Origin of the sequence: Pontixanthobacter aquaemixtae, from assembly GCF_009827395.1 — a bacterium.
GTDB lineage: Bacteria > Pseudomonadota > Alphaproteobacteria > Sphingomonadales > Sphingomonadaceae > Pontixanthobacter > Pontixanthobacter aquaemixtae.
In genome coordinates, this window is record NZ_WTYX01000001.1 from 1033413 (window position 1) to 1060182 (window position 26770).

Consider the following 26770-nt stretch of genomic DNA (forward strand, 5'->3'; position numbering starts at 1 on the left):
GCCTAACCTCTGAAATTCTGACAAAGTGACCTCCAGTTGGAGGATCACTGATCCAGAAAACTCCGCATTTTCCGGCTCCGCGACGGGTGCTTCAGCTTGCGTAGTGCTTTCGCTTCGATTTGACGGATACGTTCGCGAGTCACGCTGAACTGCTGGCCGACTTCCTCCAGCGTGTGATCGGTGTTCATCCCGATACCGAAGCGCATACGCAGCACGCGTTCTTCGCGTGGGGTAAGCGAGGCGAGGACGCGGGTGACGGTTTCCTTGAGGTTCGCCTGAATCGCCGCATCCACAGGGATGATCGCGTTCTTGTCCTCGATGAAATCGCCCAGATGCGAATCTTCCTCGTCACCAATCGGCGTTTCGAGGCTGATCGGCTCCTTGGCGATTTTCATCACTTTGCGCACCTTCTCAAGCGGCATGGAGAGACGCTCTGCCATTTCCTCCGGCGTAGGCTCACGCCCTTGCTCGTGCAGGAATTGGCGGCTTGTCCGGACAAGCTTGTTGATCGTTTCGATCATATGGACCGGAATACGGATCGTGCGCGCCTGGTCCGCGATCGAACGCGTGATTGCCTGACGGATCCACCAGGTGGCGTAGGTGCTGAATTTGTAACCGCGGCGATATTCAAACTTGTCGACCGCCTTCATCAGGCCAATGTTGCCTTCCTGAATAAGATCAAGGAATTGCAGGCCGCGGTTGGTATATTTCTTGGCAATGGAAATCACCAGACGAAGGTTCGCCTCGACCATTTCCTTCTTCGCGATGCGCGCCTCGCGCTCGCCCTTTTGCACCATGTTCACGATGCGGCGGAATTCGGGCAGGCTCATGCCGGTCTGGCTGGCGATATCGGCGATTTCGGTGCGGATACGGTCAACCGCATCGGCTTCCTTCTCGGCGAAGGCGGCCCATTTTTTGTCCTTCTTGACCCGGTCCGCCATCCAATTGTCGTCAAGCTCGTTACCGATATAGGCTTCGAGGAAGTCGATACGTTTGACCTTGTGGCGCTCTGCCAGACGCAGCATCTGGCCGCCCAGCGCGGTCAGGCGGCGGTTAAAGGCATAGAGATTGTCGACCAGAAACTCGATCTTGGTCGCGTGGAACTGCACGCTTTCGACCTGCGCGGTGAGGTCTTCGCGCATCTGTTCGTATTTCTTTTCTTTCGCGGGCGGGAAATCCTGACCATTGCCGAGCGTTTCAACGCGGTCGGCCTGCATCTTTTCGAACTTCTTGAACAACTTGGTGATGCGCGCGAAAGTTTCGATGGCGTCCGGTTTTAGCGTCGCTTCCATCTGCGCAAGTGACAAGGTGTTGTCCTCGTCATCATCGTCGTCTTTCTTGGAAGAACCCTCTTCGCCGTCTTCGTCTTCGTCCGTCTCTTCGTCGGAATCATCGTCATCGCGGATATCGACGCCGGCGGTTTCTTCCGAAATTTCGCCGTCATCGTCTTCGTTTTCCTCTTCCATCTTGTCGACGGGAGGCTCTTTTGACAGCATCGCATCAAGATCGAGGATTTCGCGAAGCTGCATCTCTTCATTGTTGAGCGCTTCGGACCAGTGGATGATCGCGTGGAAAGTGATCGGGCTTTCGCACAGGCCGATAATCATCGTGTCACGGCCAGCTTCGATACGCTTGGCAATCGCGATCTCGCCTTCGCGGCTGAGCAATTCCACCGCGCCCATTTCGCGCAAATACATACGCACCGGATCGTCAGTACGATCACCGGTTGCGGCTTTCTTGGCGGGGGCAGCGGGCTTCTTCGCCTCTTTACCATCCTTGCCGACGCTCATTTCTTCGACTTCAGCCGCTTCTGCCTTCTTGGCTTCGGCTTCCTCGTCATTCTCGACGATGTTGACGCCCATCTCAGAAATCGCCGACATCACGTCTTCAATCTGATCGGTGTTCATCTGATCCTGTGGCAGAGCTTCATTGAGCTCGTCCATCGTAATGTAGCCCTTGCGCTTCGCCTTGGTCATCAGCTTCTTCACAGAAGCTTCGTTCATGTCGAACAGCGGTGCGTCTTCTTTGTTAGCTTTAGCTTTGGAGGCCATAAACTCTATCGGTCCGTTTCTCTGTCGTCTTCGCTGTCGGGTAGAGCAGTTTGACGATCTGAATCAATTTGGGCCGCTCGCGCAGCCCTTTCGCTTACCATTTGCCCGAGTCGCCGCTCAAATTCCAGCTTTCGTTTCAACAGGCGTTGCTGCTCTGTGAAAGCACCTTCGGGGTCGGTTTCAAAACGCGCTGTGGCCGCCGCAAGCGCGGCTTCCAAAGCAGGTCTTTCAACCAGCAGTGACACGGCTTCGGCAAGATCGTCGCAGGCAGCTTTCGGATCGGTTCCTTCACGAAGGAAGGAGAAACGGGTTTCATCCGGCGCCTGACTTATGCCGTCTGGCACCAATATGGGTGATGTTGCGCCCGGTTCAAGCGTCTCTGCCGCTTCTATCAACGAATCTATCACGGGGCCGACATTTCTGTCACTCGCGGCAAAGCGTTCCAGCTGCTCTGCATGGCGCAAAATCTGGTCGGGGTGCCGCGCCAATCCGGCGATGACCGCACCGGCCAGCAAGTCGCGGCTTCCGCCGCTTGTCGACCGGCGCAGCCGCGCGGCGGCTTCTGGTGCAAGTTTGGGATTGGCTGGTTTGAACCCGCCTGGTTTCCACTCGCGTTTGACCCAAGGCTTTTTCTCTCGCGGCGGAAACGCGAAGGCAGAAAAGCGTTCAAGCAGCTCGCGCTTATAGAGAGAGCGGATGTCGGGATCCTGTATCGCATCGACATGCTGGAGCAGCCGCGCTTTCAACCCGGCTTTATCCTCTGGCGTATCATGGCGCTGCGCGTCACGCTCAAACGTCCACAAAGTGTCGAGCAAAGTCGCTGCCTTATCGAGCAGCGCATCCATCGCCTTGCGGCCTTGCTGTTTGAGCAGATCATCGGGGTCGAGACCGGCAGGAAGGCGGACAATGCGCAGCGAATGGGAAGGGCGCAGCATCGGAAGCGCCCGCTCTATCGCCCGCAACGCTGCGCGCTGGCCTGCTGCATCGCCGTCAAAACACAACACCGGTGTTTCGACCATTCGCCACAGCATTTCGAGCTGCCGTTCGGTCAGCGCGGTACCCATCGGCGCCACCGCATCTTCTATTCCGGCATTGGCGAGCGCGATCACATCCATATAGCCTTCGACCACGACGATCCGGCCGGACTGGCGCGATGCGGGGCTGGCGCGGTGGAGATTATAGAGGTTGCGGCCCTTGTCGAACAAGGGCGTGTCGGGAGAGTTGAGATATTTTGCGGCTTTGGTCTCGCTGTCCAGTATCCGCCCACCAAACGCGATCACGCGGCCGCGCGCATCGTGGATCGGCAGCATCAACCGCGCCCGAAACCGGTCATACTGCGCGCCATCATCGACCGATATCCGCATGCCCGATTCGACCAGCATATCATCGTCGAAACGTGACAGTGCCCGGTGCAGGGCATTGCGGCTATCGGGAGCAAAGCCGAAGCCAAATTCGCGCATGATTTCCTGCCGGAAACCGCGTTGCTGCAAGTAGGCGCGCGCTTGCTGGCCGTCGGCGGACTTCAAATTATCCTCGAACCAGCTTTGCGCGGCTTCCATCACATCATTCAACTCGGCACGCTGCTCCGCCCGCGCGGCCGATTGCGGATCGGGGGCGGGGACTTCCATCCCGGCTTCCGCCGCCAATTCCTTCACCGCATCCATAAAGGACATACCGCGCTGGTCGGTCATCCAGCTGATGACGTCGCCATGCGCCTGGCAACCGAAACAGTGGTAAAAGCCCTTTTGGTCGCTGACCGTAAAGCTAGGCGATTTCTCGTTATGGAACGGGCAGCAGGCTTTCCATTCATGCCCCGCCTTCTGTAGCTTGACCGTGCGCATGATCACGCTCGAAAGCGTTATGCGCGAACGGAGTTCATCAAGCCATTGCGGGGAAAGCGCCATGGTGTTTCCACTATGCGCTAATCACGCGATTCTCCAGCCCGCGCGACTATCTGCTCACAAGCAAGCGTTTGTCGCACCATCTTTGGCTGCTGGATAGGGGCCAGAACCTGCCGCCTCTGTGTAATTGGCCTTGATGGAATAGGCTGGTGCAGGGCCTGAAGGTGGCAATGTCGACTGCCAGTAGAAAGTCATCGGTTCGGCCTGTTCCCACTGGTCGCCCGCGTCACCGGGATTGACCGACCAGATTATTGCGCCGTCAAGGCATGTGACGACAATATCGGCCTTCTCGCCGATTGCTGCCAGTGCTTCCGCCTTTGAGTAACCTACCGAACCGGTGAAACCGTGTGCGGGGCGCAGCATTCTGAAAGAGGTGGCCTGCTCAACATCCGATGAGTCATTGCCCTCTCCGCTGCCGGTGTCGTCCTCGTTATCCTCGCCCGGATAAACGACATGGACATAGGTATAGATCGTCCCCTCGGGCGCGGTTTTCGGATCGCATGGATCCATTCCGGCGGGGCAGGCGACGTAGGAACGGATATCGGCGAAGCTGCCTTCCGCGCTGTCGAGCGTGCCGGTGACTTCTGGCCCCTGCGGACCGACAATCTTTGCGCCGAGCTTGAGGTCCATAAAGTCGCCCACCGGAAGCGCCGCGGCGAGGGCATCGGCCTCTCCTTCGGTGGTCGCGCTTTCCAGTTCAGTCGCGTCTTTGTCGGGTTCATCGGAACAGGCCGCAAGCGCCAAGGCCGCTGCGGTTGCGGTCAGAAATCGGAAACTGCGTGTAGTATGGGCATTCATGTAAGGCTCTCTTTCACCATTGCGCTGGCTTTTGTCATATCCAGTTCAGCGCCGTGGCGAGCCTTTAGTTCCCCCATGACTTTACCCATATCCTTAATGGATGTGGCACCTATGTCCGATTTGATAGCCTCGATTGCGGCTTTGGTTTCTTCTTCGGACATCTGCTGCGGCAGGAATTCCTCGATAACCACCAGTTCGGATTGTTCCTTGGCGGCCAGCTCATCGCGGCCACCGTCAACATACATGGTTATCGATTCTTTTCGCTGCTTGGCCATTTTCTGCAAAACTTCGGTCACCAGCGCCTCGTCATCGATCTCTTTGGATGATGTGCGCAGCTCGATATCGCGGTCTTTGATTTTTGCGCCGATCAGGCGCAGCGTGGCTGTGCGTTCCTTGTCGCCGGCTTTCATGGCGGCGATAGTTTCGGCTTTGATCGTGTCGCGAAGCATATTGGGGTTTTCCTGTCAGTAATTTTTCAAAATCGTGGGTAAACTGGTGATGCATTCGTAATAACGCAACTTTCCGGCACTGGACAGGTTGACGGGAATCATACCCGTCACTAGCCACCATCTCTTAGCAACATCGCCGTAAACCCTGATTCCGGAGCGCCTCATGGCATCTGCCGCCTCTTCGCCTGCGCAACCTAAAGACGCGACGGGAGTCCTCGTTCTGGCTGATGGATCGGTGATCTGGGGCAAAGGCTTTGGCGCCACAGGCGATGCGGTGGGCGAAGTGTGCTTCAACACCAGCATGACCGGCTATCAGGAAGTGATGACCGATCCGTCCTACGCGGCGCAGATCGTCACCTTTACTTTCCCGCATATCGGCAATGTCGGTGCAAATGGCGAAGATATCGAAGGGCTGGTCGAAAGCGCGGTTGGCTGCGTGGTGCGCGAGGACGTGACGCCATCGGCCAATTTCCGTGCAGAACAGCAATTCACCGAATGGATGGAAGCCAAGGGCAAGATCGGCCTGTCGGGCATAGATACCCGCGCGCTGACCCGCCGCATCCGCCTGTCAGGCGCGCCCAATGCGGTGATTGCCCATTCGCCGGATGGCAAGTTTGATATCCCCGCTTTGCTCAAACGCGCGCAGGAATGGGCCGGGCTGGAAGGTATGGATCTGGCGCAGCGGGTTAGCCGCGCGGATCAGGAAAGCTGGGAAGGCGGCTATTGGACTTTGGGCAAGGGCTATGGGCGCGCTGCGCGTGATGCCACGCCGCACGTTGTCGCCATCGATTACGGCGCAAAGGACAATATCTTCCGCAATCTGGTGAAGGCCGGCGCGCGGGTGACGGTAGTTCCGGCCAAGACCAGCTTGGAGGAGATCGAGGCGCTCAAACCCGATGGCGTGTTCCTGTCCAACGGACCGGGCGATCCGGCAGCGACGGGCGCCTACGCAGTGCCGGTGATCAAGGCGCTGCTCGACAAGGATGTGCCTTTGTTCGGCATTTGCCTCGGCCACCAGATGCTTGCGCTGGCGGCGGGCGCAAAGACCACCAAAATGCACCAAGGCCATCGCGGCGCAAACCATCCGGTCCAGCGCGTTGGAGAAGGTTGGGGCGAAACCACTGGCCTCGTCGAAATCACCAGCATGAACCACGGTTTCGCTGTCGATGGCGAGACTTTACCCGATGGCGTCGAGGAAACGCATGTCAGCCTTTTCGATGGCAGCAATTGCGGCATCGCGGTGAAGGGCAAACGCGCGTTCGGCGTCCAATACCACCCCGAGGCCAGCCCCGGCCCGCAAGACAGCTTCTACCTGTTCGAGAAGTTTGTTGGAGGCTTGGGGTGAGACAAAATTCGCTCCCTGTTCCCTCTCTGTTGCTATCGGTTGGCCTAATTTCCTGCACGGCAGGTGGCGAAGAATTGTCCGATCATAGAACCGAGGCTGTCCTCGAACAAATTGCTGCCGAATGCGAACTTGGAGGGTACCTTCTTGTTATTGATGGCGACAGTGTCGTGGTGACTGCGCGCGCGGAGATCCGGCAATTGCCACTCGAACACAAGAAATATGAATGCGCTGCTCGGTTCGTAAACGAACGCCTAGGTCAGAAGATAGGTTCCTAATGCCGAAACGCACTGACATTTCCTCAGCTGCCGTGAACTCCCTTCCCCTTGGGGAAGGGTTGGGGATGGGGGGTCGGCGGTGATTGGGGGCGAAACCGCTGGCGTCGAGCACCCATCCCCCGGCCCCTTCCCTCAAGGGAAGGGGGGGAACTCAGGGCTCGTTTCTGGCGAGGGCGATTTCTTCGAGGATCGCTTCCAGCACGCCATCGGTGTTTTCGAGAATATCGTGGTTCCAGAAGCGGATGACTTGGTAGCCGTGGTCTTCGATAGCCGCACTGCGCGCTGCGTCTGTTTTGCTCTCCGAGTGTTGTCCGCCATCGCATTCGATCGCCAACCGCAGGCTACGGCAAGCGAAGTCGACGATGTAGATGCCAATCGGAAATTGTCGTGTGAACTTCACACCACCGAGTTGGCTGGCGCGGAGGTGGGACCAAAGCACGCGTTCAGCGTCGGTTGCGTTGCTGCGCAGCTTTCGCGATATGCCGGTCAATCGCTTTTTCGTCATACGCCGTACACCCACACCCAACCCTCTCCCTCAAGGAAGAGGGCTTTAGTAGCGAAGTCAGTCTAAATGCCCAAACGTACCGACATCTCCTCCATCCTCGTCATTGGCGCTGGTCCCATTATTATCGGGCAGGCGTGCGAGTTTGATTATTCCGGCACGCAGGCGATCAAGGCGCTGAAGGAGGAGGGCTATCGCGTCATCCTCGTCAATTCCAATCCGGCCACGATTATGACCGATCCGGAATTTGCGGATGCGACTTATATCGAGCCGATTACGCCCGAAATCGTTGCCAAGATTATCGAGAAGGAACGCCCCGATGCGGTGCTTCCAACAATGGGTGGGCAGACGGCGCTGAACTGCGCGTTGTCGCTCGAGAGCATGGGCGTGCTGGAGAAATTCGGGGTCCAGATGATCGGCGCGGATGCGGAAGCCATCGACAAGGCCGAGGACCGCCAGAAATTCCGCGACGCGATGGACAAAATCGGCCTCGAAAGCGCGCGCAGCGGTGTCGCGCATTCGGTTGAAGAAGCGCAGGAAATCGTCAAGCGCACGGGCCTCCCCAGCATCATTCGCCCCAGCTTCACGCTTGGCGGAACCGGCGGGGGGATTGCCTATAACAAGGCCGAATTCGAACGGATTGTGCGCGAAGGGCTCGATGCCTCGCCTACCACCGAGGTTCTGATCGAGGAATCGCTGCTCGGGTGGAAAGAATATGAGATGGAAGTCGTCCGCGACCGGGCGGACAATTGCATCATCATCTGCAGTATCGAGAATGTCGATCCGATGGGCGTGCATACGGGCGACAGCATTACCGTCGCCCCCGCGATGACGTTGACCGATAAAGAATACCAGATCATGCGCAATGCCAGCATCGCGGTGCTGCGTGAGATTGGCGTCGAAACGGGCGGATCGAATGTGCAGTTTGCGGTCAATCCGAAGGATGGCCGCTTGATCGTGATCGAAATGAATCCGCGTGTTTCGCGGAGCTCTGCCTTGGCTTCCAAAGCCACCGGCTTCCCCATTGCGCGCGTCGCGGCGAAGCTGGCGGTGGGCTATACGCTCGATGAAATTACCAACGAGATCACCGGCGCTACACCGGCGAGTTTCGAGCCCACGATTGACTACGTGGTCACAAAGATCCCGCGTTTTGCCTTCGAGAAATTCAAAGGCGCAAAAGACGAGCTTGCCACCGCGATGAAATCGGTCGGCGAAGTGATGGCCATTGGCCGCAACTTCCAGGAGAGTATGCAGAAGGCACTGCGCGGTCTCGAAACCGATCTCGACGGATTTAACCGTGTCGCCGATTTGCAAGGCGCCAGCCGCGATGTGGTGACCGGATCGCTGTCCAAGCGGTCACCGGACCGTATCCTAAAAGTCGCCCAGGCTTTGCGCGAGGGATTGAGCGTGGAGGATATCAACCAGATCACCGGCTATGATCTGTGGTTCCTTCGCCAGATCGAAGGCATTATCGACGCGGAGAAAGACGTTGCCGAAAACGGCCTGCCGAATGATGCGGCGGGACTGCGCAGGCTGAAAGCGATGGGCTTTTCCGACAAGCGGCTTGCGACTTTGGCGGTGCGTTCGGTCGGTGTCGCAGGCGGCATGGGCGAAACGCAGGCGAAACGTTCCGGCTTGCTCCACGATGCGCTGCAGGCAATGGCAGGTGCAACATCCGAACAGGAAGTGCGCGAATTGCGCCGCAAGCTGGGCGTGTTGCCGGTCTTCAAGCGGATCGATAGCTGCGCCGCTGAGTTCGAAGCGATTACGCCCTATATGTACTCGACCTATGAGGCGCCCAGCTTCGGCGAGCCGGAGGACGAGGCTGATCCATCCGACCGTAAGAAAGTCGTCATTTTGGGCGGCGGTCCGAACAGGATCGGGCAGGGCATCGAGTTCGATTATTGCTGCGTCCACGCCTGCTTCGCGCTGGCCGAGGTCGGATATGAAACGATCATGATCAATTGCAATCCGGAAACGGTTTCGACCGATTATGACACCTCCGACAGGCTCTACTTCGAGCCGCTGACGGTGGAAGATGTGTTCGAAATCCTCCGCGTCGAACAATCGAATGGCGAATTGGCCGGGGTTATCGTCCAGTTCGGCGGAATGACTCCGCTGAAACTGGCACAAGGGCTGGAAGACGAAGGCATTCCGATCCTTGGCACCAGCCCCGATGCGATTGACCTGGCCGAAGACCGCGAGCGTTTCGCGAAGCTGGTCAACAAACTTGATCTGAAACAGCCGGAGAATGGCATCGCCTATAGCCGCGATGAAGCCGCCGCTGTGGCCGCCTCTATCGGCTATCCCGTGCTGCTGCGCCCGTCCTATGTCCTGGGCGGCCGCGCGATGGAAATCGTCGATAGCGAGGCGCAGCTGGATGATTATATCAAGACGGCTGTGAACGTGTCGGGCGACAGCCCCGTTTTGGTCGATCAATATCTGCGCGATGCGATCGAATGCGATGTCGATGTGCTGTGCGATGGTGATCAAGTCGTGGTTGCCGGCGTGATGCAGCATATCGAGGAAGCCGGGGTCCATTCGGGCGATAGCGCCTGCACGATCCCGCCTTATTCGCTGCCTGCCGATATCGTAGAGGAAATGGAACGCCAATCCGAAGCGCTGGCGATGGCGCTGGGCGTGCAGGGGCTGATGAATGTCCAATTCGCGGTGAAAGACGGCGAAGTCTATCTGATCGAGGTCAATCCGCGCGCGAGCCGGACTGTACCCTTTGTTGCCAAAGCCATCGGGCAACCAGTGGCCAAAATCGCTAGCCGGGTGATGGCGGGAGAGAAGCTGGAAAGCTTCCCGGCATTCAAACGTGACCTCGACTATATGGCGGTGAAAGAGGCGGTGTTCCCCTTTGGCCGTTTCCCCGGCGCCGATCCGGTTTTGACACCGGAAATGAAATCGACCGGCGAAGTCATGGGGATCGACAAGGATTTCCCCACCGCCTTCCTCAAATCGCAGTTGGGGGCAGGAGTAACATTGCCCGAAAGCGGAGTGGTTTTCGTGTCGGTAAAGGAAAGCGACAAGCCGATTGTGACCCCCGCGATTAAGACGCTGGTCGAATGCGGCTTTACCATCATCGCAACCGGCGGAACGCAGCGCTATCTGAGCGAACAAGGCCTGCCGGTAGAGCGGGTCAACAAAGTCGCCGAAGGGCAGCCGCATATTGTCGACAAGATGATCGATGGCGAAGTGGCGCTGGTGATCAACACAACCGAGGGTTGGCAGAGCCTGATCGACAGCAAATCGATCCGTGCAACGGCGCTGGAAATGAAGATTCCATACTACACCACCGCTGCAGCATCGCTGGCCACGGCAGAGGCAATTCGCTCGGTAAAACCGGCAGCGCTTGAAGTCCGCTCGCTACAAGACTATTATAGCTGAGAAACAAACGACTTTTCCCGACATTCCATCCGGCATCAGTCGCTCCCACAGGGGCGGCACGGCGCGGATTTGTTTTCGGGTTCAAGTGATTAGATGGATTGAGAGTGACCATGGATAAGGTTCCAATGCTGGCCGAGGGCTACGAACGGTTGACCGCCGAGCTCAAAGAACTGCGTGCAGAACGTCCGAAAATTGTCGATGCAATCGAAGAAGCGCGGGCGCATGGCGATCTTTCGGAGAACGCCGAATATCACGCTGCGAAAGAGCGTCAGGGCCAGGTAGAGGCCATGATCGGTGACATCGAAAGCAAAGTGACTCGCGCACAGATTATCGATCCGAAGACGCTTTCGGGTGACAAGATTGTGTTCGGCGCAACGGTCACGCTGCTTGATGATGATGACAAGCCGGTAAAATACCAGATTGTCGGCGAGACAGAGGCGGAGGCGGCAAAAGGCCGTATTTCCTACAGCTCGCCCCTAGGGCGCGCGTTGATCGGCAAAGATCTGGGTGACGAAGTAGAAGTGACCGTGCCATCGGGCGACAAGTTCTATTTGATCGACAAGATCGAATATATTTAATCGCGCGCGGCCGGTAGCTGGCCAAGCCGCTTTTCCATCGCGAAATTGTGAATGGGCACGCCGTCCAAATCAAAATCACGGCGGCGCACCAGCTCATATCCTGCCCGCTCGAACGCGGGACGGGCGAGTTCGCTCGCTTCGGTATAGAGGCGCTCGACGCCTAGCGAGCGGGCCTGCGATTCAGCGGTATCGAGCAACTGGTCGGCCAGTCCGCGGCGCGTGTGCCGGGGATGGCAATACAGCATGTCGAGATGCCCGTCCGGCTCTAGCAGTGCATAGGCGACGGGACGGTCCTGCGCATCGACTGCGACAAAAACCATATGTCCGGACAAAACCCGGCTGTGCAATCGCTCGGCGTCACCATGGCGCGCCGCCCAGGCGTCAACCTGTTCTTGCGAGTATCCAGCGCGCCCGACGGTGTTGATCGCTGCCAGAGTCAGCGAATGGATCGCCCCGGCATCGCTTTCGACATAGTCCCGAATGCGATAGCTCATGGAGCGAGTGATCAGGCGTCTGGCGTCAGCAATTTGTGCAGCGGAACGATCACATATTTCATTTCGGCATCGTCCACCGTGCGCTGCGCATTTCCGCGCCATGCTTCCACCGCATTGTCATAATCGCTGAACACGCCAACAACGTGGACGCTTTCCGGGTCCTGAAATTCCATGGTACGCGGGTCAACAACGCGGCCACCCATAACCAGGTGAAGCGTCTGTTTGAATTCTGTTTCTTCCATGATCGGAACTTTCTACTCTGGGGAGATATGCCGCAGCCCATAAAGAAAATGGCGCGACAGGCAAGCCCGCCGCGCCATCAGCTGTAGCATTTGGAATTGGTCAGGGGCGCGAACGGAGACGCAAATCGCGGACAGTCCTTCCGGCTTTTTTGCCGGCTTCGCGAGTGAGCGACTTTGCTGCAGCGGCGGCGTTTCCGCCTCTGAAGCTGGCTTTGCGCTTTAGCTCACCGGCATTGTCATTGATCGCATCGCCCAAATCCTCGATCTTGTCTTTGCCCAACTGGGTGAGGTCGCTGGCCGCGTCGATCAGGCCGGTAGCGTAGGCCATGCCCAGCTCGGCTGCGTAGCTTGCAAACTTGCTGGCATTTTCGCCTGCGGCTTTGCCCGCACGGCGTCCCGGTTTGGTCATCGCGCCAATCGCAAGACCCAGAACGGCCACACCCGCGAGCGTGGCAAAGGGATGTTCTTTCACGAAATCGGTTGCCTTCTTGCTTGCGTCGCGCGCGATATCACCGATCGAACGGTCGGCATTGCGTTGCTCCGCAGCTTCGATCTTGGCCTTGAGTGCCTGGCGTTTCTCGTCACCTGAAGTGGCTTTGGTCATTTGGGGGAACTCCTGAATTAGAATCTATGTGAGGACCGCTGCGATTAGTCCGCGCTGTCTTCGTGGGGGTTGGCGTCAGTTTGTGCATCCAAGGCAGTCTGATCATCGCCTACTTCTTCGTCGCTGAACAATGCCATAATGGGATTGCGCGCAAACCACAGCACGATCGCGGCAATTAAAGTGGTTAGCACGCCCTTGTTGCTGTCCGCCGCTTCCACCGCCTCGTCAAACACATCGACCGCACCTTCGGACATGCGCGTTGCGAAGCGCGATCCGATGCTTTTGGCACTGAAGTCAGCTTTGACGTGGCTGATATCGGCTTTGACCAGCTCCAGCGCAGCATCGCGCAAGATCCGGTCTTCGCGCAATTGGCGCTCCAGCTCCGCGCTCATTTGCCGTCATCCTGAAATACACCCGCTGCCTTGGAAAAGCGCTTCTTGGCAGCAAACCCGAAGATTACGACGCCGAGCAGCAGAACCGCAACAACGGCCAAAGTGGCCCACAAAGGCCCGATGTGCGGGGCGAGCGTCAAGACCACTCCGACCACAAGCCCGATCAGTGCCAGATGCAAAAACGCAAGGGCAGCAAGGGCAAATCCGATGCCTGACTTTCCATTGCCCGCAACATAAGACAGCCGTGTTTTCTGATAAGCCAGCTCTGCCTCGACATAGGTTTTACCATCGTCAATCAGAGCATCAATGTCTTCGGACAACGAGCGTTCCGGACCAGAACCTTCCGCTGCCAGATCGATTTGTTCGATCTCGTCATCGAAAGATTCCAGTTCCGTATCCCGACTAGACGGCACGTCAGTGTCGAGCATGTCGTTCAGCCCCCCTGCCTACGGCGCTTATTTGCGGCCGCTTGAGAACAGACGCGCTACAAGGAAGCCGACAACCGCAGCGATGCCCACCGCAGCAGCAGGACTCTTGCGCACAGCTTCGCGCGCGTCCTCGCCGATTTCCTCGACGCTTTTATTGTCGAGCTTGGCTGCTGCTTCTTGCAAACTGCGCGAAGTGCTGCGCGCATAGTCACCGTATTTTTCGCCGAGCTTCTCGTCGATCAGCTCAGCGCTGTCTCCGACAACCTTTCCAAGCGAAGAAATACCGTCGCTTGTCTTGGATTTTGCTTCGACAGCTAGGTCACCTGCGCGGCCTTTGGCATCGACCATCCAGTCTTCCGATTTGCCCTTGGCTTCGGCGCGATAGGCAACTGCGCGCGAAGAAGCTTCTTCCTTGAGCGCAGCTGCGCCGGCTTTGGCTTCTTCAAGTGCTGCGTTGAAACGTGTTTTTGCTTCTGCAGTGCCCGCAGCTTTCGGTGCAGCCTTTTTCTTGGCTGCTGGTTTCTTTTTGGTAGTGCCCGTTTTGGTGGTGGCCATGATTATGTTTCCTTAGCTTCAAAACTGTCGAGGCTAGCTGCAATCAAGCAGATTCTAACCTCTCTATGTTGCAACGCAACTTGCGCGGTTTTGTTCCGGCGCATAAGGCCCGCGCAAACACGTCGCTCACAATCAATATGGTGGTGTGTTAGCAATTTACAACACCTCAATTTCCGGAGCCCAGAAATGACCGCGATTATAGACATCCACGGCCGTGAAGTCCTTGATAGCCGAGGGAACCCCACTGTTGAAGTAGATATCTTGCTGGAAGATGGCAGCTTTGGCCGCGCAATGGTCCCTTCGGGTGCTTCGACCGGAAAGTACGAAGCGGTTGAGCTGCGCGACGGGGACAAGGATCGCTATCTTGGCAAGGGCGTGACCAAAGCGGTTGCCGCGGTGAATGGCGAAATTGCCGACACGTTGCTGGGGCTGGATGCAGAGGATCAACGTGATCTGGATCTGGCGATGATCGATCTTGACGGCACGGAAAACAAAGGCCGGCTTGGCGCGAACGCCATTCTGGGTGTGAGTATGGCGGCTGCGAAGGCAGCTGCGGCAGCGCGCGGTATGCCGCTATGGGCTTATGTTGGCGGCGTATCTGCCCATGTCCTTCCGGTTCCGATGATGAACATCATCAATGGAGGCGAGCATGCCGATAACCCCATCGACATCCAGGAATTTATGGTGATGCCGGTTGGTGCCGACAGCATGGCAGAGGCGGTACGATGGGGCGCAGAAGTGTTCCATACGCTCAAGAAAGGCCTGGCGGAGAAAGGCTTGGCCACGGCGGTCGGAGATGAAGGCGGATTTGCCCCCGATCTGGCCAGCACCCGCGATGCGCTGGATTTCATCATGGCGTCGATCGAGAAAGCCGGTTTCAAGCCGGGGGAAGACGTGGCTCTCGCGCTAGATTGCGCGTCAAGCGAGTTCTTCAAGGACGGCAAGTACGAGATTTCGGGCGAGGGCAAGTCGCTTTCCCCGGCAGAAATGGCGGATTACCTTGCCGAACTGTGCAACGATTATCCCATCCGTTCCATCGAAGACGGTATGGACGAGGATGATTTCGAAGGTTGGAAAGCGCTGACCGATTCAATCGGCGGCAAGGTGCAGCTTGTTGGAGACGATTTGTTCGTGACCAATCCCGCGCGACTTGCGATGGGTATTGAAAAGGGCTTGGCCAATTCGCTTCTGGTCAAAGTCAACCAGATCGGCACGCTGACCGAAACGTTGGAAGCTGTAGAGATTGCCCACCGTGCTGGCTACACATCGGTCATGTCGCACCGCTCTGGTGAGACCGAGGACGCGACGATTGCCGATCTCGCGGTGGCAACCAATTGCGGACAGATCAAAACCGGTTCGCTTGCCCGTTCGGACCGTTTGGCGAAATACAACCAGCTGATCCGGATCGAAGAGGAATTGGGTGCAAGCGCACGCTATGCAGGCGCAGCCTGTTTCGGCTGATTTTTGTCAGCATCGCTGACCGCCAATAGGACAATCGCAGCCGTGCACTGCAAGCGCGGCAAGGAGCTCTGTCGCCCGCACCTTTGGGATGGGCTGGGAGAAACTGCTGTAACATTGGCAATTGAAAGCGTGCCGAACTCGCCATAGGGTTGCACCCGAAAGGCAGGCCGTTTGAGAGATTTTCCCACCAGCCCCGACGCTGTGAGCCCTGATTTTTTGAGCAGGGTGCTCGATCGCGAGGTCGCAACGGTTTCGGCAAAAGCTATTGGTGCGGGGCTGGTTGGCGACAGCGCACGCATTGCGATTGAGTATGCCGATGGCGCGAACGGCCCCACCTCTATGGCAGGAAAGTTCCCGGCGGCGGACGCCACCAGCCGCGCGACGGCGGTTTCGCTGAAGCTCTATGAGAAAGAGGTCGGATTCTATCGCGCTGTCGCGCCGAATATCGCGATCAGAACTCCGGAAATCTATTTTGCCGGACACGACGCGGCATCGGGCGATTTTCTGCTGCTGATGGAGGATTGCGGCCCTGCCGAGCAGGGTGACCAGTTGGCAGGATGTTCCTTGGAACAGGCCGAGCACGCTGTTCGGCAGCTGGCGGCGCTGCATGGTCCGACTTATGAGAATCAGCAGCTGCTATCGCTACCGTTCTTGCAACCCAACGCAGAGGCGAGAGCATTTGCGGCTGCCGGTTATCCCGGGGCAAGCGAGAAATTCTGCGCGTTTTATGAGGGAAAGATAGAGCCCGAACTTCTCTCTGCAATCGCACAGATCGGGGCGAATTCGCAGTCTTTGCTCTCTGGCGAAGTGCCAACCGGACCCTGCGTGATCCACGGGGATTTCCGGCTCGACAACTTGCTGTTCGCGATCAAGGGCGCCGCCGAACCAATGGTGACGCTGGATTGGCAAACAGTCGCCTTGGGTGATCCGCTGATTGACCTTGGATATTTTCTCGGCGCAGGGATCAGTTCGGCGCTGCGAAGGCCCAATGAGGCGGCACTTATTGCCTCCTATCAAGACGAACTGCGCGCACATGGTGGGCCTGATCTGGGCGATATTCGCGTTTCAGATGGATATGCCCGCGGCGCGCTCCACGGGGTGACGACTGCCGTATTCAGCGCTGCCTTTGTCGAACATAATGACAGGAGCGAGGTAATTTTCCAGTCGATGGCGGAAGGCGCAATCGAACTGGTTCTGGATATCGACGCAATGCGTATTTTGGAGAGTTGAAATGGTCCTAAGCAAGGGCGACGAATATCCGCTGCATCAAACCGCAGAACCGGTCGCCTATTCGGGCACCGACCGCAATTTCTATGATCGCTATTTCTTCAATGGCTATGCCCCAGATGGCAGCGGATTTTTTGCCTTGGCCTTCGGCGTCTATCCGCATCTCGATGTTGCCGACGCGCATTTTTGCGTGATCCGCGATGGCGTGCAGCACTGCGTTCATGCGAGCTGCGAATTGGGCATGGAGCGGCTGAGCTTGAAAGTCGGCCCGATCAGTATTGAAGTGATCGAACCGCTACAAAAGCTGCGTCTGACCATTGAAGAAACCGATGGAATAGCGGGCGAAATTGTCTTTGAGGGAAGGGCGTTCCCTATCGAAGAGCCGCGCTTTACGCATCGCATCGGCCCGCGTGCCTTCATGGACTATACCCGAATGACGCAGAACGGACGCTACACCGGTTGGGTGGAAGTCGACGGCATCCGCGAAAATCTGGCGGAGGGCACTCTCGGAACGCGCGACCGCAGCTGGGGTGTCAGGCCAGTTGGCGCGCGCGACCAGCAGCCGATGCCGGGCGTCCCCGCACCAACTTTCTTCTGGCAGTGGACGCCGGTAAATCTGCCCGGGGGGAGCCTGTTCTTCCACCTCAATGCCGATCCCGACGGAACGCCGTGGAATACCCGCGCAGCTTGGGTGCCCGAAGGCGGCGAGGCATCGGATATTGCCGAAGGGAACGCGGTGCTTTCGGCAGAGCTGCAATCCGGTTCACGCTGGCCGGGAAGTGCCAGCCTGCAATGCGATGTGCCCGGTGCGCCGTCCAGTTTGCGATTTGAACCCGTCATGCGCTTCCAAATGCGCGGGCTGGGTTATACTTCGCCCGATTGGGGCCACGGACAGTATCAAGGCGCGCTCAAAGTAGAGCGGGAGGATGTCCGCCTTGCTGAACTAAATCCGCTGCAGCCTGAAAATCTGCATGTGCAGATGATCTGCCGCGTCGAAACCGATGCAGGCGAAACGGGAACGGGTATTGTCGAGCAGCTTATCCTCGGCCCCTACGCGCCGATGAAGCTGAACGAATATTTTGACGGTGGAGCCTAGCTGGCGAATTTTGCCTGAATGTCGAGCAAAGCGAGCGCAGCCTTCGCAGCTTCGCCGCCTTTGTCTAATTGCGCGGGATCTGCGCGAACAATCGCCTGCTGTTCGTTCTCTGTGGTCAGAATGCCGTTCCCGATAGGAATGCCATCCATAGTCAGCGCCATAATACCGCGCGCGCTTTCTCCGGCGACAATTTCGAAGTGATAGGTTTCACCGCGGATAACCACACCGATGGCAACGAAACCTGCATATTGCTGGCTATCGACAGCCATCGAAATTGCAGCTGGAATCTCCAGAGCACCCGGAACGGTCAAGACTTCGACTTCGTGTCCGGCTTTCTCCAGCGCCGCGCGAGCGCCCGCCACCAGCATATCATTCAGGTGGTCATAAAACCGTGCTTCAACAATGAGAAAACGCGCCATGGAAAAACTCCGCAAAACAGTAATGCGGCGGGCGTTAGACGGTGATGTTAAGGAAGGGAAGGGATGGTGGACCCTGTTGGGTTCGAACCAACGACATTCTGATTAAGAGTCAGACGCTCTACCAACTGAGCTAAGGGTCCATCTGCCGCTTTTGGACAGTTCCGAATCACGCAATGTGATGCGGAGCGCTGCGTATAGCGGCTGTTTTCGGTTTGAAAAGCGAATGTAGTTCGCGCTGGTCAGGCCGCAACCTTCAGCTCGGTCAATTTTTCGCTCACCGAAGTGGGGAGAGACACGAAAGCGCCCAGCGGATCATGCTCGTTTTCTGTCAATTCGACCGCTCCGGCCAAAGTCAGATGCCGGATCGCGCGCAGCACCATGGTCTGCGGCAGGTCCACCTGCTTGTGGAGCTTGCGCAATTCGCACGCTGGCTGTTCGCCGCGCATGCGGAACAGGTTGAGAATTATGACACAGGCAGCGTCGAGGGTCACGACATCGTCGATTTCGCCCCTGCTGGCGATCCAGGCAACTGCGTCGTCTTTCGTTTCGCAACCATTCGTAGTGATCGTACTCAAAGTCAAAATCCCATAGCTTCGCCGCCCGTCGAGCGGCCACGTTTCTGTTCCCTCTGTCTGAATGGATGCTGCGGATGGTTTCCGCAGGCATTGCGACCCAATTCAACCCACACGGGCAGGCTTCGCTACCTCGTGCGCGGGCGGCCAAGTAGTGATTCTGGTTAACGCAGGCAACCCGCCAATTTTACATTTTGCGGATAACATTGGATTATTTTTTTACTTGGCTCATTCTACCAAGGTTTTATGCGATGCCAACGCGATACCGCTCTCTGTTCCAACGGTTGACCATCAATAAAGATCCGATGCAGATCATATTGGTCATCATGGACGAACCGCCATGGCTCATGAACGGCAGGGGAATACCGACGACCGGCGCCAGCCCCATCACCATCATGAGATTGATGGCGATGTAGAAGAACATCGTTGCCACCATTCCAACCGAGAGCAATTTAGCAAAGCGGTCTTCCGCGCGTTTGGCCACGCCGAGCCCCCAGCGCAGGATCAGGCCGAATACGACGATGACGAATATTCCGCCAAGCAATCCCCATTCCTCAGCCATCGTCGCGAAGACAAAATCGGTATGGGGCTCGGGCAAATAGTTTAGGTGGCTTTGTGATCCCTCGTTAAAGCCCTTGCCGGACAGTCCGCCTGATCCGATCGCGATCTTCGATTGGGTGATGTGGTAACCGGAGCCCAAGGGGTCGCTTTCCGGATCAAGAAAAGTCGTTACGCGGCGTTGCTGATATTCCTTGAGGCCAAAGAAGAATGCTAAAGGAGCTGCCACCGCCGCAGCCGCACCCGCCGCCACAAACCAGCGCATCGGCATCCCGGCCAGAAACATCACAATGGCGCCGCCAAATGCGATGGCCAGCGATGTTCCAAGGTCTGGTTGCAACAAAACCAGCCCGACCGGCATCAGAATTAGCACCGCCGCCGGAACGAAAGCGCGCCATGTCTCGATCATTCCGTCGGGCAACATGCCATAAAATCGGGCGAGAGCCAGCACCACTGCGGGTTTCATCAATTCAGAGGGCTGCAAGCGCATAAATCCGAGATCGAGCCAGCGCTGGCTGCCTCCGCCCATTGCCCCGATTGCTTCGACTGCGACCAGCAAGAGGAGGATCAAACCGTAAATCGGATAGGCGACGAATTTCGCCATATCGCGAGAGAACAGGCACAGGACCGAGGCCATGACCAGAAACACGCCGAACCGGATCAGGTGCGAACTGGCAAAGGGTTGGAAATTACCGCCCGCCGCAGAGTAAAGCACCGCCGCGCCGAAAAGGACAAGCAAGAACAGCGGTGCGAGCATGGACCATGGCTGGCGCGCGATCGGGGTGGGGACAATGCTGTTCATTCATCCGCTCCCTCAGGGACTGGCCCTTCATTGGTAGAACCGGCCACTGCCGCGTCTTCGGGTTCCATAATGGCTTGTTCTGCTGCGAGTCGTGCTTCGGCATCGACGCTTTCAAAAATGGCTTCGTCGCGCCTCGGTTGCGGCGGTATCTCTTCGCCTGCTTCGCGCGAATACGCCGCATACTTCCTGACCAAACGTTCCTGCGCGGTGCCGCCCCATTGGCGTTCGAGAGCGCGTAGCGCGTCCATTCCTTTCTGAGGATCGAACAGGAAAGTCATCACATCGCGCGCAATCGGATAGGCCGCTGCCGAACCGCCGCCGTGTTCAATAACAACCGCCCCGGCGTAGCGTGGCTTGTCGACCGGAGCGAAGAATACGAACAGGCCGTGATCGCGATATTTCCACGGGCCGGAGCGGCCATCGGAAACGCTGAGCGAGACGACCTGTGCCGTACCGGTTTTGCCGGCCATCTGGATGTCGGGGAAGGGCAGTCTGCCGCGCCCGGCGGTGCCGGGGCCGTTGACCACATCGCTCATCGCCTTGCGAATGTAAGCGATCTCATCTTCGGCAAAATTGTAGCTTTTCGGAGAGGGGGTAGCGGGATCGAGCACCAATCGCGGCTGCAGGATCTTGCCCGTCGCCAAGCGCGCGCTCATCACCGCCAATTGCAACGGACTGGTCAGGTAATAACCCTGGCCGATCGATGCGTTGACCGTGTCAAACGGCTCCCATGCGCGGTCATATTTCTTCAGTTTCCATTCCGAATTGGGAACCGTTCCGAAAAACTGGCTCGTCACGGGCAACGGATATTGTTTTCCCAGCCCCAGATTGCTTGCCATTGCGGCAACTTTGTCGAACCCGACCTTTTGCGCGAAATGGTAAAAATAGCTGTCACAGCTTTGATAGATGGCCTTGGCCATATTGACACTGCCGTGGTTGCTCCAGCAATTGAAGAAGCGGTTGCCGATCCGCCGGCCGCCGCCGCAGACAATCGTTTCTTCTGGATCGATCCCTTCTTTCATGAAAGCCATGCAATGCATCGGCTTGACGGTCGAGCCCGGCGGATAAAGCCCTTTCAGAACCTTGTTGCGCAGCGGGACACGATCGTCTTCGCGCAGCATTGCATATTCGACGCTTCCTATGCCGTCAGAGAATGAATTGGGATCGAAGCTAGGCATCGACGCCATGCACAGCAGATCGCCTGTCTCGCAATCCATCACCACCACCGAACCGGATTCGAGCCCAATCCTGCGCGCTGCATAGTCCTGCAGCGGTCCATCGATGGTCAGTTTGACCGGTTTGCCTTGAACATCCTGACGGGTATCGAGATCGCGGATAATCCGCCCTGATGCGGTAACTTCGACCCGCCTCGCACCCGCGACTCCGCGCAGGTCCAGCTCGAACTGCTTCTCCAGCCCGTCCTTGCCGATCTTGTAGCCGGGCGTGACCAGCAAGGGATTGCGATCGACTTCATATTCTTCTGCCGATGCCGGGCCGACATAGCCGATCAGATGGCCCACCGAAGGTCCGGAAGGGTAATAGCGGGAAAAACCGCGCTGCGGCACTACTCCGGGCAAATCGGGCGTTCTCACGCTGATCGCTGCAAACTGGTCGAAAGTCAGACCGGTTCCAACCTCCAAGGGCTGGAAGCCGCGCACTTCGGACACGGTGGTTTTCAGATCCTGCACCTTCGCCGGATCGAGCGAGAGCAATTCGGCAAGCGTGTCTATCGTCTTGTCCGGATCGGCCATCCGTTCGGGAATAATGTCGACACGGAAGTCTGCTCGGTTGGACGCCAGCGGCGCGCCATTGCGATCCAATATCCAACCGCGCCGCGGCGGTATCAAGGTCAGATTGACCCGATTACTCTCTGACTCGGTTTCGTATTTCTCGTTCTCGGCAATCGCGATGTAGCCCATCCGCGCTGCGAGCAGCAGACCCACACCGCCGCCCATCGCGCCGATCAGGAAGCTGCGGCGTTCAAAGCGGCTCTTGAGCGTAGACGAGGTGATCGAAGGGCGTTTGCGTTTTTTGCGTGCCATCACCCAATGACCCTGATCCGCTTGAGCCTTAATCTGTCGAGCCGGGCAATCACGCGAACGACCATGGGGTAAATCATGAATGACAGCAAGATTTGCGGGGCCAGTGCAATCAGGCCCGGCAATGTCAGCGGAGCCCCCGACAGAACAGCTCCAATCAGCAGATAGGCTGCAATGCCCAATCCCAAGGTTAGCCAGTCTTGCGCAAAGCTGCGCCAGGGAAAACGCGCTTCGAGTATGTCGAACACGATCATTGATATCGACCACAACATAATCGCGCTGCCGAAGGGCTGACCGCTGAACAGATCGTCAAACATGCCCAGCGGGAAACCTACCCAAACCGGAAATAGGCCAGGGCGGATCATTCGCCAGGCAAGCAAAATGATGAAGCCCATTGGCGGGATCAGCGGCAGAGCGCTTGCGATGGGCAAAGTCGGCAAGATCGAGCCGAGCAGAATTGTCAGGTAAGGCACCGCATAGAACAAAACCGGCGAATGCGCGCGATTGATCCGGCTGCCATATTCGTCGCTACGGGCCTTTGGATTGACCTGATCCATTATTCAGCGCCGGAAGCAGCTTCGATTGCGGCCTCGCTCCCTTGCAATGGCTGGTCCGCTGGGCGGCGGGCGGCATCGAGTGCTTCTGGCTGCCATATCCGCTCGATCGTCACGAAATCGGTTGCGGCCGGATCGCTGATCATGCGTGCCACCGCGCCATCATCGACAATTTGATCGACAATCGCGACAGCTATACCCGGGCTGTAATATCCGCCGGTGCCGCTGGTGACCATCACGTCGCCCTTTTTCAGCGGGTTCACACCAAGATTGATCAGGCGGATTTGAAGCAATCCGTCGCCGCGCCCTTCGGCAAAGGCGACAACTTCGTCATTGGCACGGCGAACGGGTAAAACGCTCTGACTATCGGTGAGCAACAGAACGCGGGCGGTATTGGGTGACACTTCGAGGATACGCCCAACCACACCGCGTTCGCTGCGCACCGGCATCCCGACGGCGACACCGTCCCTGCTACCAGCGCCGATATAGGCGAAGCGGCGCGAGCTGGAGGCTGTGGACCCAAGGAACCGGGTGATTGCGACGGGCTTGTTCGCCCCTTCTGACAGATTGAGCAATGCCTTGAGCCGGTTGTTCTCCTGCTCAAGCGCCTTTGCTTCTGCCAAGCGGATACGCGCGACATCCACTTCGCGTTTCAGTTTGGCATTCTGGCTGCCCGCGCGCAGATATCCGGCAATGGAATCGATCAGGCCTTGGCCTTCTACACGCACGGTGGTGGATGCTTCGCCGACGGGGCTTACGGCCTCTTGTGCTATCCCGCGCGGACCATTGAAACTGGCCGGGCGCCAAAGCGACAGGCCCAAAAGCACCGCACCGACCAATGCACCGATTCCGGCCAGGACATAGCCCGTAAATACCCCGTATTGCGCCTTGCGCGAATAGCTGGAGCGCCGGTTGGACGACGCCATATCGGCTTCTCCCTTTGGCTCTTAGGCAGTCATCAAGACGCCGCGGTAGATCGGATCCTCCATCGCGCGGCCGGTCCCGATCGCGACACAGGTGAGGGGATCTTCGGCGATGCTGACCGGCAGTCCGGTTTCTTCGCGCAAATGCTCGTCCAGACCTGCAATCAACGCGCCACCGCCCGTCAGAACAATCCCCTGATCGACAATGTCGGCAGCGAGTTCGGGTGCGGTATTTTCCAGCGCGATCCGCACGCCTTCGACAATCGCACCGATCGGCTCTGCCAAAGCTTCGGCCAGATGGGCTTGATTGATCGAAATTTCTTTGGGAACGCCGTTGACCAGATCGCGGCCTTTGAGAGTGATTGTCTCACCGACGCCGTCTTCCGGTACGATTGCGCAGCCATAATCTTTCTTGATCCGCTCTGCAGTAGACTCGCCGATCAGCAGATTGTGGTGTCGTCGGACATAGGAAACAATCGCTTCGTCCATTTTGTCGCCGCCGGTACGTACGGAAGTTGTATAGGCAAGGCCGCGCAAGGAAAGAACCGCGACTTCGGTGGTTCCGCCGCCAATGTCGACCACCATCGAACCGACCGGTTCGGTCACCGGCATGTCCGCGCCGATTGCAGCGGCCATGGGTTCAAGGATCAGATAAACTTCGCTTGCGCCGGCATTGCTGGCCGCATCACGGATTGCGCGGCGTTCGACCGAGGTCGAGCCGGATGGCACACAAATTGTGATTTCAGGGTAACGGAACATCGTGTTGCGTCCGTGAACCTTGCGGATGAAATACTCGATCATCCGTTCGGCGATTTCGATATCGGCGATAACGCCATCGCGCAGCGGGCGGATCGCTTCGATGCTGTCAGGCGTCTTGCCCATCATCATCTTTGCTTCGTCACCAACTGCTTTGACCTTCTTGAAACCGCCGATTGTCTCCATGGCCACCACGGACGGTTCGTCAAGGACAATGCCCTGATCCTGAACATAGACCAATGTATTCGCCGTACCGAGGTCAATCGCCATATTTTGCGAGCGAAATTTGAAGAGGTTCGAAAAGAAGCTCATTGTAAGCAGATTCCGTATTGTTTTAGGGTCTTTACCGCACGAACCTATGCCCGAAATTGCGATAGCAGCGACCCATTTATGACAGGGATGGTGGTCCCTTAACGAAAGGCAAGCAAAAAGGCCAAAAATTTATGCGGTCTTGCACCGGTTTTTTAACGCCCAAACTCGAAATCAAACCGCTTCGTCGCTAGGCTTGGCCAATGCCGCAAATTCCCCCTCAAATCAGGCGCCTTCCCGAAACGCTGGTCAACCGCATTGCTGCGGGGGAAGTGGTAGAGCGCCCGGCTGCCGCGCTCAAGGAATTGGTGGAGAATGCGATCGATGCCGGGTCGCACCGGATCGCGATCAAGATAGTCGATGGCGGCTTGTCGCGGATTGAAGTGACCGATGATGGCTGCGGAATGTCGCCCGATCAGATGGCGTTGGCTCTGGAACGGCACGCGACTTCCAAACTTCCCGATGAAGCGATCGAGCAAGTCGTTACCTTGGGGTTTCGGGGCGAGGCCTTGCCTTCGATCGCCAGCGTGGCGCGCTTTTCGATAGAGAGCCGCCCCCGCGATGCCGAGCAAGGCTGGCGCAAAGTGGTGGATCACGGTGATCTGGTTGAGGATGGGCCGGCGGCGCTGCCACCAGGAACCCGGGTCAGGGTCGAGGATCTGTTCGGCAAACTGCCTGCGCGGCGCAAATTCCTGCGGACGCCGCGCAGCGAGTATGGCGCATGTCTGGATGTAGTGCGGCGTCTCGCCATGGCGCGGCCTGATATCGCGATCTCTTTCGAGCATGGAGAGCGCAAGATCCTGTCCTTGCAAGCCGGCGAAAAGGTAGAAACGCGCGTGGCAGAGATTATCGCGCGCGAACTGGCTGATAATGCAGTTCTGATCGATATGGAGCGGCCAACCGATGGCGGCGCGATGCGGCTGACCGGTGTCGCCGGCCTCCCGACATACAACCGCGGGGTTTCCGACCACCAATATCTGTTCGTCAACGGGCGCCCGGTGAAGGATCGCTTGCTGACAGGGGCGGTGCGCGGGGCTTATGCCGACATGCTGGCGCGCGATCGTCACGCGGTGTTGGCATTGTTCCTTGAAATTCCGCCAGAGGAAGTGGACGTCAACGTCCATCCCGCCAAAACCGAAGTGCGGTTTCGTGACAGCCGCGCGGTACGCGGGTTTATCGTTTCTGGCCTTCGGCAGGCGCTTGCGACCGGCGACCGCCGCAGCGCGCAAACCCCGGACGCAGCGGCGATGGGGCGCTGGCAGGCCGAACCTGCGCGCGAGGAACCGTCGCCTGCGCTGCGTTCGATTTTCGAAGGGCGCGATTGGGGGCAAAGCAAGCCGTCTTACGTTGCAGAGCCGGCACAGGCCTATCGTCCTGATGGCGATCTTGCTGTGCCTCAGGGCAGGGCCGAGATGGCCGAAGCACTTCCCGACGATGCAGAACAATATCCGCTTGGTATCGCCCGCGGTCAGGTCGCCAATACCTATGTTGTGGCGGAAGCGGCAGATGGCTTGGTGATAGTCGATCAGCACGCCGCGCACGAAAGGCTCGTGCTCGAGCGTTTGCGCGCTGCAGGGGCGGAAGATGCGATCAAACGCAGCCAGGCGCTGTTGATGCCCGAAGTTGTCGAAATGGAAGAGGTCGATTGCGACCGGCTTGAAGATGCCATCGCAAAATTGGGCGAGCTTGGCTTGGATATCGAACGGTTCGGCCCGAACGCGATGCTGGTCCGCGCGGTCCCGCATGCATTGGGCAAAGCCAACCCGCACAAGCTGCTGCAAGATATTGCCGATGATATTGCCAAGCATGGAGAGGCAATTTTGCTGGGCGAGAAGCTCGATCTGGTACTCGCGACAATGGCGTGTCACGGATCGGTCAGGGCAGGGCGCACGCTCAACGTAACCGAAATGAACGCTCTGCTTCGCGAAATGGAGCGAACCCCGCGCTCAGGCCAATGCAATCATGGCCGCCCGACTTGGGTCAAACTGAGCATGGAAGATGTCGAGAAGCTGTTCGGGCGGCATTAGCCCTTGGAACCAACCTTCGC

25 protein-coding genes and 1 tRNA gene are annotated in these 26770 nt (G+C 57.8%); 7 read left to right on the forward strand and 19 right to left on the reverse strand.

What is annotated here, in order from left to right; translation table 11 throughout:
* Positions 1-44: 44 nt before the first annotated feature.
* The 4 genes from rpoD to GRI41_RS05010 are packed head-to-tail and all read right to left on the reverse strand — an operon-like array spanning position 45 to position 5199.
* On the reverse strand, positions 45-2051 hold the full coding sequence (gene rpoD, locus GRI41_RS04995; protein ID WP_160603646.1) for an RNA polymerase sigma factor RpoD: 2007 nt from the start codon (positions 2049-2051) through the stop codon (positions 45-47).
* Between the two features lie 5 nt (positions 2052-2056).
* The gene (dnaG, locus tag GRI41_RS05000; RefSeq protein WP_160603647.1) at positions 2057-3955 is read right to left on the reverse strand and encodes a DNA primase; all 1899 of its coding nucleotides are present in this window, start codon (positions 3953-3955) and stop codon (positions 2057-2059) included.
* 54 nt (positions 3956-4009) lie between these two features.
* Complete coding sequence (locus GRI41_RS05005) at positions 4010-4750, reverse strand: hypothetical protein (RefSeq protein ID WP_160603648.1); 741 nt, start codon at positions 4748-4750, stop codon at positions 4010-4012.
* Positions 4747-5199, reverse strand: coding sequence for a GatB/YqeY domain-containing protein (locus tag GRI41_RS05010; RefSeq protein ID WP_160603649.1), 453 nt, complete (start codon positions 5197-5199; stop codon positions 4747-4749). The genes GRI41_RS05005 and GRI41_RS05010 overlap by 4 nt, the downstream gene beginning before the upstream one ends.
* 163 nt (positions 5200-5362) lie before the next feature.
* Between GRI41_RS05010 and carA the strand changes: the two genes are divergently transcribed.
* Entirely contained in the window at positions 5363-6544 is a 1182-nt protein-coding gene (gene carA, locus GRI41_RS05015; RefSeq protein WP_160603650.1) for a glutamine-hydrolyzing carbamoyl-phosphate synthase small subunit, read from the forward strand.
* 426 nt (positions 6545-6970) lie between these two features.
* Here the strand turns inward: carA and GRI41_RS05020 are convergent, their stop codons facing one another.
* Positions 6971-7324, reverse strand: coding sequence for an endonuclease domain-containing protein (locus GRI41_RS05020; RefSeq protein ID WP_202388662.1), 354 nt, complete (start codon positions 7322-7324; stop codon positions 6971-6973).
* A 66-nt stretch (positions 7325-7390) separates the two neighbouring features.
* Between GRI41_RS05020 and carB the strand changes: the two genes are divergently transcribed.
* On the forward strand, positions 7391-10714 hold the full coding sequence (carB, locus tag GRI41_RS05025; RefSeq protein ID WP_160603651.1) for a carbamoyl-phosphate synthase large subunit: 3324 nt from the start codon (positions 7391-7393) through the stop codon (positions 10712-10714).
* A 110-nt stretch (positions 10715-10824) separates the two neighbouring features.
* Positions 10825-11292, forward strand: coding sequence for a transcription elongation factor GreA (greA, locus tag GRI41_RS05030; protein WP_160603652.1), 468 nt, complete (start codon positions 10825-10827; stop codon positions 11290-11292).
* Here greA and GRI41_RS05035 read toward each other — a convergent pair.
* The 6 genes from GRI41_RS05035 to GRI41_RS05060 all read right to left on the reverse strand — a co-directional run bounded on the left by GRI41_RS05035 (position 11289) and on the right by GRI41_RS05060 (position 14007).
* Positions 11289-11786 (reverse strand): GNAT family N-acetyltransferase, encoded by a 498-nt coding sequence (locus GRI41_RS05035; RefSeq protein ID WP_160603653.1) that lies wholly within the window; start codon positions 11784-11786, stop codon positions 11289-11291. The genes greA and GRI41_RS05035 overlap by 4 nt on opposite strands.
* Before the next feature lie 11 nt (positions 11787-11797).
* Entirely contained in the window at positions 11798-12028 is a 231-nt protein-coding gene (locus GRI41_RS05040) for a DUF4170 domain-containing protein (RefSeq protein WP_160603654.1), read from the reverse strand.
* Positions 12029-12128: 100 nt separating this feature from the next.
* Positions 12129-12632 (reverse strand): hypothetical protein, encoded by a 504-nt coding sequence (locus tag GRI41_RS05045; RefSeq protein ID WP_160603655.1) that lies wholly within the window; start codon positions 12630-12632, stop codon positions 12129-12131.
* A 44-nt stretch (positions 12633-12676) separates the two neighbouring features.
* A complete protein-coding gene (locus tag GRI41_RS05050) occupies positions 12677-13024 on the reverse strand; it encodes a hypothetical protein (protein ID WP_160603656.1) in 348 nt (115 codons plus the stop codon).
* Entirely contained in the window at positions 13021-13452 is a 432-nt protein-coding gene (locus tag GRI41_RS05055; RefSeq protein ID WP_160603657.1) for a phage holin family protein, read from the reverse strand. The genes GRI41_RS05050 and GRI41_RS05055 overlap by 4 nt, the downstream gene beginning before the upstream one ends.
* Before the next feature lie 27 nt (positions 13453-13479).
* Positions 13480-14007, reverse strand: a complete 528-nt coding sequence (locus GRI41_RS05060; protein WP_160603658.1) for a hypothetical protein — start codon at positions 14005-14007, stop codon at positions 13480-13482.
* 186 nt (positions 14008-14193) lie between these two features.
* On the opposite strand from GRI41_RS05060, the gene eno reads away from it, so the two are divergent.
* The 3 genes from eno to GRI41_RS05075 all read left to right on the forward strand — a co-directional run bounded on the left by eno (position 14194) and on the right by GRI41_RS05075 (position 17791).
* Positions 14194-15468: a phosphopyruvate hydratase gene (gene eno / locus GRI41_RS05065; RefSeq protein ID WP_160603659.1), complete on the forward strand. Its 1275-nt coding sequence runs from the start codon at positions 14194-14196 to the stop codon at positions 15466-15468.
* A gap of 201 nt (positions 15469-15669) precedes the next feature.
* Complete coding sequence (locus GRI41_RS05070) at positions 15670-16698, forward strand: phosphotransferase family protein (RefSeq protein ID WP_160603660.1); 1029 nt, start codon at positions 15670-15672, stop codon at positions 16696-16698.
* A 1-nt stretch (position 16699) separates the two neighbouring features.
* Positions 16700-17791: a hypothetical protein gene (locus GRI41_RS05075; RefSeq protein WP_160603661.1), complete on the forward strand. Its 1092-nt coding sequence runs from the start codon at positions 16700-16702 to the stop codon at positions 17789-17791.
* On the opposite strand, the gene ribH is transcribed toward GRI41_RS05075, so the two are convergent.
* From ribH to GRI41_RS05115, 8 genes are all read right to left on the reverse strand, one after another.
* Positions 17788-18210 carry a 6,7-dimethyl-8-ribityllumazine synthase gene (gene ribH / locus GRI41_RS05080; RefSeq protein ID WP_160603662.1) on the reverse strand — a complete coding sequence of 141 codons (423 nt, stop codon included), beginning with the start codon at positions 18208-18210 and terminating at the stop codon, positions 17788-17790. The two genes, GRI41_RS05075 and ribH, sit on opposite strands and share 4 nt — an antisense overlap.
* Before the next feature lie 64 nt (positions 18211-18274).
* Positions 18275-18350 (reverse strand) — tRNA-Lys (locus GRI41_RS05085).
* Positions 18351-18449: 99 nt separating this feature from the next.
* Entirely contained in the window at positions 18450-18785 is a 336-nt protein-coding gene (locus GRI41_RS05090; RefSeq protein ID WP_160603663.1) for a MarR family transcriptional regulator, read from the reverse strand.
* A 241-nt stretch (positions 18786-19026) separates the two neighbouring features.
* Positions 19027-20142: a rod shape-determining protein RodA gene (gene rodA / locus GRI41_RS05095; RefSeq protein ID WP_160603664.1), complete on the reverse strand. Its 1116-nt coding sequence runs from the start codon at positions 20140-20142 to the stop codon at positions 19027-19029.
* Positions 20139-22184: a penicillin-binding protein 2 gene (mrdA, locus tag GRI41_RS05100; protein ID WP_160603665.1), complete on the reverse strand. Its 2046-nt coding sequence runs from the start codon at positions 22182-22184 to the stop codon at positions 20139-20141. The genes rodA and mrdA overlap by 4 nt, the downstream gene beginning before the upstream one ends.
* Entirely contained in the window at positions 22184-22738 is a 555-nt protein-coding gene (locus GRI41_RS05105) for a rod shape-determining protein MreD (RefSeq protein WP_160603666.1), read from the reverse strand. Before GRI41_RS05105 ends, mrdA begins: the two co-directional genes overlap by 1 nt.
* On the reverse strand, positions 22738-23661 hold the full coding sequence (gene mreC, locus GRI41_RS05110) for a rod shape-determining protein MreC (protein WP_160603667.1): 924 nt from the start codon (positions 23659-23661) through the stop codon (positions 22738-22740). Before mreC ends, GRI41_RS05105 begins: the two co-directional genes overlap by 1 nt.
* 21 nt (positions 23662-23682) lie before the next feature.
* Positions 23683-24726 (reverse strand): rod shape-determining protein, encoded by a 1044-nt coding sequence (locus GRI41_RS05115; RefSeq protein WP_160603668.1) that lies wholly within the window; start codon positions 24724-24726, stop codon positions 23683-23685.
* Between the two features lie 200 nt (positions 24727-24926).
* Between GRI41_RS05115 and mutL the strand changes: the two genes are divergently transcribed.
* Positions 24927-26750, forward strand: a complete 1824-nt coding sequence (gene mutL, locus GRI41_RS05120; RefSeq protein WP_160603669.1) for a DNA mismatch repair endonuclease MutL — start codon at positions 24927-24929, stop codon at positions 26748-26750.
* Positions 26751-26770 lie beyond the last annotated feature (20 nt).

What these genes read in the sequence shown, in the direction of transcription:
- rpoD (WP_160603646.1), bottom strand. Translation starts at nt 2,051, where the DNA reads ATGGCCTCCAAAGCTAAAGCTAACAAAGAAGACGCACCGCTGTTCGAC.
- dnaG (WP_160603647.1), bottom strand. Translation starts at nt 3,955, where the DNA reads ATGGCGCTTTCCCCGCAATGGCTTGATGAACTCCGTTCGCGCATAACG.
- GRI41_RS05005 (WP_160603648.1), bottom strand. Translation starts at nt 4,750, where the DNA reads ATGAATGCCCATACTACACGCAGTTTCCGATTTCTGACCGCAACCGCA.
- GRI41_RS05010 (WP_160603649.1), bottom strand. Translation starts at nt 5,199, where the DNA reads ATGCTTCGCGACACGATCAAAGCCGAAACTATCGCCGCCATGAAAGCC.
- carA (WP_160603650.1), top strand. Translation starts at nt 5,363, where the DNA reads ATGGCATCTGCCGCCTCTTCGCCTGCGCAACCTAAAGACGCGACGGGA.
- GRI41_RS05020 (WP_202388662.1), bottom strand. Translation starts at nt 7,324, where the DNA reads ATGACGAAAAAGCGATTGACCGGCATATCGCGAAAGCTGCGCAGCAAC.
- carB (WP_160603651.1), top strand. Translation starts at nt 7,391, where the DNA reads ATGCCCAAACGTACCGACATCTCCTCCATCCTCGTCATTGGCGCTGGT.
- greA (WP_160603652.1), top strand. Translation starts at nt 10,825, where the DNA reads ATGGATAAGGTTCCAATGCTGGCCGAGGGCTACGAACGGTTGACCGCC.
- GRI41_RS05035 (WP_160603653.1), bottom strand. Translation starts at nt 11,786, where the DNA reads ATGAGCTATCGCATTCGGGACTATGTCGAAAGCGATGCCGGGGCGATC.
- GRI41_RS05040 (WP_160603654.1), bottom strand. Translation starts at nt 12,028, where the DNA reads ATGGAAGAAACAGAATTCAAACAGACGCTTCACCTGGTTATGGGTGGC.
- GRI41_RS05045 (WP_160603655.1), bottom strand. Translation starts at nt 12,632, where the DNA reads ATGACCAAAGCCACTTCAGGTGACGAGAAACGCCAGGCACTCAAGGCC.
- GRI41_RS05050 (WP_160603656.1), bottom strand. Translation starts at nt 13,024, where the DNA reads ATGAGCGCGGAGCTGGAGCGCCAATTGCGCGAAGACCGGATCTTGCGC.
- GRI41_RS05055 (WP_160603657.1), bottom strand. Translation starts at nt 13,452, where the DNA reads ATGCTCGACACTGACGTGCCGTCTAGTCGGGATACGGAACTGGAATCT.
- GRI41_RS05060 (WP_160603658.1), bottom strand. Translation starts at nt 14,007, where the DNA reads ATGGCCACCACCAAAACGGGCACTACCAAAAAGAAACCAGCAGCCAAG.
- eno (WP_160603659.1), top strand. Translation starts at nt 14,194, where the DNA reads ATGACCGCGATTATAGACATCCACGGCCGTGAAGTCCTTGATAGCCGA.
- GRI41_RS05075 (WP_160603661.1), top strand. Translation starts at nt 16,700, where the DNA reads ATGGTCCTAAGCAAGGGCGACGAATATCCGCTGCATCAAACCGCAGAA.
- ribH (WP_160603662.1), bottom strand. Translation starts at nt 18,210, where the DNA reads ATGGCGCGTTTTCTCATTGTTGAAGCACGGTTTTATGACCACCTGAAT.
- rodA (WP_160603664.1), bottom strand. Translation starts at nt 20,142, where the DNA reads ATGAACAGCATTGTCCCCACCCCGATCGCGCGCCAGCCATGGTCCATG.
- mrdA (WP_160603665.1), bottom strand. Translation starts at nt 22,184, where the DNA reads ATGGCACGCAAAAAACGCAAACGCCCTTCGATCACCTCGTCTACGCTC.
- GRI41_RS05105 (WP_160603666.1), bottom strand. Translation starts at nt 22,738, where the DNA reads ATGGATCAGGTCAATCCAAAGGCCCGTAGCGACGAATATGGCAGCCGG.
- mreC (WP_160603667.1), bottom strand. Translation starts at nt 23,661, where the DNA reads ATGGCGTCGTCCAACCGGCGCTCCAGCTATTCGCGCAAGGCGCAATAC.
- GRI41_RS05115 (WP_160603668.1), bottom strand. Translation starts at nt 24,726, where the DNA reads ATGAGCTTCTTTTCGAACCTCTTCAAATTTCGCTCGCAAAATATGGCG.
- mutL (WP_160603669.1), top strand. Translation starts at nt 24,927, where the DNA reads ATGCCGCAAATTCCCCCTCAAATCAGGCGCCTTCCCGAAACGCTGGTC.